The following is a 4,562-nucleotide window of genomic DNA, read 5'->3' as shown; positions in this document are numbered from 1 at the left end:
CGGCCTGATGGGTGCCCTCGAGCGCCTCGAGGATCGCGCCGATCTTGTCGTCGAGATAGGAGATGTTGGCGAAGTACGCCCGGCGCGAGCGGCGGATGTCGTCTTCGGTGATGTCGAAGCTGCGCCAGTCATTGGCATCGAAGATGCGCTTCGAGTGCTTGTCCTGGTTGTCGTAGCCAAGATCGCCCACCTCGGGCAGCAGGTGCTCGCACTCCTCGTAGAGGTCCCAGTACTTGCGGCGCGCCACGTAAGGGTCGTGCGGGTGGGTGAAGCTCACCGTCAGACACCACGGGCGGTCATCCTTGCGACGGCCGAGGTCATAGACCTTGCGGGTGGCGTGGTAGGCGACCTCGTCATCATATTCCATCTGGTTGGAGATCTCGGCCACGCCCGAGCCGGTGACCGAGCCCATGTTGTGATACCACCAGTCGATGCGCTCGCCGGGCTTGCGATAGTCCGGCGTCCAGCCGAAATCGGCCGGGTAGATATCGGTGGTCAGGCGTTCCTCGAAGCCGTGCATCTGGTCGGGGCCGACGAAATGCATCTTGCCCGACAGGCAGGTGTGATACCCTGCCCGGCGAAGGTGATGCGCGTAGGTCGGCAGATCGGAGGGGAACTCGGCCGCGTTGTCATAGACCCCGGTGACCGAGGGCAGCTCTCCCGACATGAAGCTCGCCCGGCCCGGCGCACAGAGCGGAGAGGCGGTGTAGCAGTTGCGGAACCGCACCGAGCGGGCCGCGAGCTTCTTGAGGTTCGGCGCGTGCAGCCAGTCGGCGGGGCCATCCGGGAAAAAGGTTCCGTTGAGCTGGTCCACCATCAGGATGAGGATATTCGGTCGGGTCATGCGAGTGCCTTTAGTTCATTGTCGAGTGCGGCAAGCACGTGGGCGGAGGCGTTCTGTTCGGGCTCGTCCGATGGGAAATGCGCATAGCGCAGGTAGATGCCGTCGATCAGCGCGGCGATGCGCCGGGCGATCCCCGGCGCGGCGGCGTCGCCCGCCAGCGGCCGCAGGTCGCGTGTCAGGTTCGAGTGCAACCGCCGGTGATAGACCACGAGAAGCCGCTGCGCTTCGGAGGAGCGATGGGCCAGCACATAGAAATTCAGCCACGCGGCGATCACGTCATGACTGAAGTTGGCGTCGCTGAAGCTGGCACGAATCACGGCTTCGAGCCGCTCGCGCGGCGAATCGGAGGCCTTCAGCGCGGCGCGCACCTCGTCGCCATAGGCGGTCAGGATGTGCCGCATCGAGGCGAGGAAGAGGCGGTCCTTGTCACCAAAATAGTGAAACGCCAGCGCCGGAGAAACGCCAGCGCGCTTCGCAATTTGGCCGACGGTGACCGACAGCGTACCGGTCGCCCCGATCTCGTGGATCGTTGCCTCGATAAGTTGCGTTCTGCGTTCTGCCTGCGCGGACATCGCGGGCCTTTCCAATAAAAATGGTTGCAATACTCAGATAATCAGGCACTGTTTGACTGGTCAATCAATAAAACGCACAACCAAAACACAGGGGAATAGAATGAAACTCCGCACAGCAATCTCGGCCATCGCACTCACTGCCGCGGGCGCGGGCGCGGCCCTTGCCGACTGCGACGCCGTCTCGATGTCCGATGTGGGCTGGACCGACATCACCACCACCACCGCCGCCGCCAAGCACGTGCTCGAGGGCCTGGGCTACGAGGTCGACGTGAAGGTGCTGTCCGTGCCGGTGACCTTCGCCTCGCTGGAAAGCGACGATGTCGACGTGTTCCTCGGCAACTGGATGCCGGCCCAGACCGGCGCCATCCAGCCCTATCTCGACAGCGGCGAGATCGAGGCGATCAACGTCAATCTCGAGGGCACCAAGTACACGCTCGCGACCCCGACCTACGCCTATGAGGCCGGCCTGCAGAGCTATGCCGACATCGCCAAGTTCGCCGACGAGCTCGACGAGAAGATCTACGGCATCGAGCCGGGCAACGAGGGCAACGCCTATCTCGTGGGCCTGACCGAAGAGAACAAGTTCGGCCTTGGCGAGTTCGACATTGTCGAGAGCTCCGAGCAGGGCATGCTGGCGCAGGTCGCCCGCTTCTACAAGAAAGAAGAGCCGGTGGTGTTCCTGGGCTGGGAACCGCACCCGATGAACGCCAATTTCGACCTGAAGTACCTGCCCGGCGGCGAGGATTTCTTCGGTGGCGAAGGCGTGGTGCACACCGTGACCCGCAAGGGCTTCTCGGAAGAGTGCCCGAACCTCGGCAAGCTCTTTGCCAACATGGATTTCACCCTCGAGATGGAAAACAAGATCATGGGTGAGATCCTCGACGACGGCGCCGATCCGGCCGACGCAACCGAAGCCTGGCTGAAAGAGAACGTCGACGTTCTCGACAGCTGGCTCGACGGTGTGACCACCGTTGACGGTGGCGACGCGGTCGCTGCGGTGAAAGGCCATCTGGGGATGTAAGGCCTTTGCGTCGTCCGCGCGACCGCGCGCGGGCGACGCCCCTGCCCCGGCCCGATGACGGGCCTTCGAGACTCCACGAAAAACCCAAGGGAGACCCGGCGCCGTGCAGTGGCTGACCGATTACAAGATTCCCGTAGGCGACGCGGCAAGTGCCGTCTTCGAATGGGTTCGGGACAACGGTGAAGTTGTCCTCGACGCCCTCTCCACCTTCATGGAAGCGATGATCGACGCGATCCTCTGGATCCTGCAGGAGCCGCCCGAGCTCATCGTCATTCTGGCCTTCGTGGCCATCACCTACGCGCTGCAGCGCAACTGGAAGACCGCCCTCTTCGTTTTCGCGGGCTTCCTCTTCATCCTCAACCAGGATTACTGGGAAGAGACCACCGAAAGCCTGACGCTGGTGCTCTCGTCCTGCCTCGTCTGCATGGCCATCGGGGTGCCGATCGGCATCTTCGCGGCGCACCGGCCCAAGGTCTACACCTACCTGCGCCCAATCCTCGACCTGATGCAGACCCTGCCGACCTTCGTCTACCTGATCCCGGCCATCGTGTTCTTTGGCATCGGCATGGTGCCCGGCCTGATCGCCACCGTGATCTTCGTGCTGCCCGCGCCGATCCGCCTGACCTATCTCGGCGTCTCCTCGACGCCCAAGGCGCTGCTCGAGGCGGCCACCGCCTTCGGCGCCACGCCAACGCAGACGCTCTACAAGGTCGAGCTGCCCTATGCGGTGCCGCAGATCATGGCCGGCCTGAACCAGACCATCATGCTGTCGCTCTCCATGGTCGTCGTCGCGGCGCTGGTCGGTGCCAACGGCCTTGGCGTGCCGGTCGTCCGCGCGCTCAACCAGGTCAACACCGCGCTCGGCTTCGAGTCTGGCTTCGTGATCGTGGTGGTCGCCATCATGCTCGATCGCATCCTCAACGTGGGAGGCCGCAAATGAGCACCGCCGTCAATATCGACAACGTTTCCATCGTCTTCGGCGACAAGCCGAAGACCGCCCTGCCCCTCATGGACGAGGGCAAGGAGCGCGCCGAGATCCAGACCGAGACCGACCAGGTCCTCGGCGTGCACAACTGCAACCTCGAGGTCAAGCAGGGCGAGATCCACGTGCTCATGGGCCTGTCGGGCTCGGGCAAGTCGACGCTCCTGCGCGCGGTCAACGGGCTCAACCCGGTGGTGCGCGGCAAGGTCGAGGTCAATGACGGCGACCAGATGGTCGACGTCACCAATTGCGACGCCGCCACCCTACGCCGCATCCGCATGCACAACGTCGCCATGGTGTTCCAGCAGTTCGGCCTGCTGCCGTGGCGCTCGGTGCGCGAGAACGTGGGCCTCGGCCTCGAGCTTGCGGGCATGAAGGGCAAGGAGGCGCATGACCGCGTTGAGGAACAGCTGGCGCTGGTGGGCCTTTCCGACTGGGCCGACAACAAGGTCAGCGAGCTTTCGGGCGGCATGCAGCAGCGCGTGGGCCTGGCCCGTGCCTTTGCCACGCAGGCGCCGATCCTGCTGATGGACGAGCCCTTCTCGGCGCTCGATCCGCTGATCCGCACCAAGCTGCAGGACGAGCTTCTCGAACTGCAGGAGCGGCTCAAGCGCACCATCCTCTTCGTCAGCCACGATCTCGACGAGGCCTTCAAGCTCGGCAACCACATCTCGATCATGGAGGGCGGCCGGATCGTCCAGAGCGGCGCGCCGCAGGACATCTTCACCGATCCGCGCAACGACTACGTGGCCGAGTTCGTGCAGCACATGAACCCGCTGGGCGTGCTGCGGGCGCGCGATCTGATGACCCCGCTCAGCACCAGCCCGAGCCTCAGCATCGAGGCCGACAGCCTGGTGCGCGACGGGTTCGACACGCTGCTTGGCAGCGACGCGCCGGTGGGCGTGACCGAGAATGGCCAACTCGTTGGCCAGCTCGGCAAGGACGATGTCCTGAGGGGCCTGCGCCACTCGGACTGAGACGAGGCAGGGCAGCGCAAGACTGCCGGGCAGCACACAACAAGAAAGCGCCGCGATGGAAACATCGCGGCGCTCGTCTTTTTACGCTCTGCCGGGGTCTCAGGAGGCCCCCGCCCCGCCGCTGGCCAGCACGTTGTTGGAATAGGCCGGGTTGCCGGTCACGTCC

General features: G+C 64.3%; 5 protein-coding genes. 3 read left to right on the top strand and 2 right to left on the bottom strand.

Going from position 1 to position 4,562, the window contains the following annotated elements; translation table 11 throughout:
- Together betC and betI are read right to left on the bottom strand one after the other, a co-directional pair.
- Positions 1-844: choline-sulfatase (betC, locus tag AC6RA4_RS23445; protein WP_500164399.1), on the bottom strand; the 844-nt coding region annotated here is incomplete at its 3' end.
- On the bottom strand, positions 841-1,416 hold the full coding sequence (gene betI / locus AC6RA4_RS23440; protein ID WP_500164398.1) for a choline-binding transcriptional repressor BetI: 576 nt from the start codon (positions 1,414-1,416) through the stop codon (positions 841-843). The genes betC and betI, both read right to left, overlap by 4 nt.
- Positions 1,417-1,516: 100 nt before the next feature.
- Here betI and choX point away from each other — a divergent pair, with 100 nt between their 5' ends.
- The 3 genes from choX to choV all read left to right on the top strand — a co-directional run bounded on the left by choX (position 1,517) and on the right by choV (position 4,396).
- Positions 1,517-2,437: a choline ABC transporter substrate-binding protein gene (gene choX / locus AC6RA4_RS23435; RefSeq protein WP_500164396.1), complete on the top strand. Its 921-nt coding sequence runs from the start codon at positions 1,517-1,519 to the stop codon at positions 2,435-2,437.
- A gap of 103 nt (positions 2,438-2,540) precedes the next feature.
- Positions 2,541-3,377 carry a choline ABC transporter permease subunit gene (gene choW, locus AC6RA4_RS23430; RefSeq protein WP_500164394.1) on the top strand — a complete coding sequence of 279 codons (837 nt, stop codon included), beginning with the start codon at positions 2,541-2,543 and terminating at the stop codon, positions 3,375-3,377.
- Positions 3,374-4,396 carry a choline ABC transporter ATP-binding protein gene (gene choV / locus AC6RA4_RS23425; protein WP_500164392.1) on the top strand — a complete coding sequence of 341 codons (1,023 nt, stop codon included), beginning with the start codon at positions 3,374-3,376 and terminating at the stop codon, positions 4,394-4,396. Before choW ends, choV begins: the two co-directional genes overlap by 4 nt.
- Positions 4,397-4,562: the final 166 nt, after the last annotated feature.

This window comes from Salipiger sp. (assembly GCF_059781815.1).
Note: the sequence above shows the minus strand (reverse complement) of the source record. Positions and strands in the feature narration are given on the sequence as shown.

Bases quoted from the DNA above. Each gene is read 5' to 3' on its own strand.
- betI (WP_500164398.1), bottom strand. From the start codon at position 1,416: ATGTCCGCGCAGGCAGAACGCAGAACGCAACTTATCGAGGCAACGATC.
- choX (WP_500164396.1), top strand. From the start codon at position 1,517: ATGAAACTCCGCACAGCAATCTCGGCCATCGCACTCACTGCCGCGGGC.
- choV (WP_500164392.1), top strand. From the start codon at position 3,374: ATGAGCACCGCCGTCAATATCGACAACGTTTCCATCGTCTTCGGCGAC.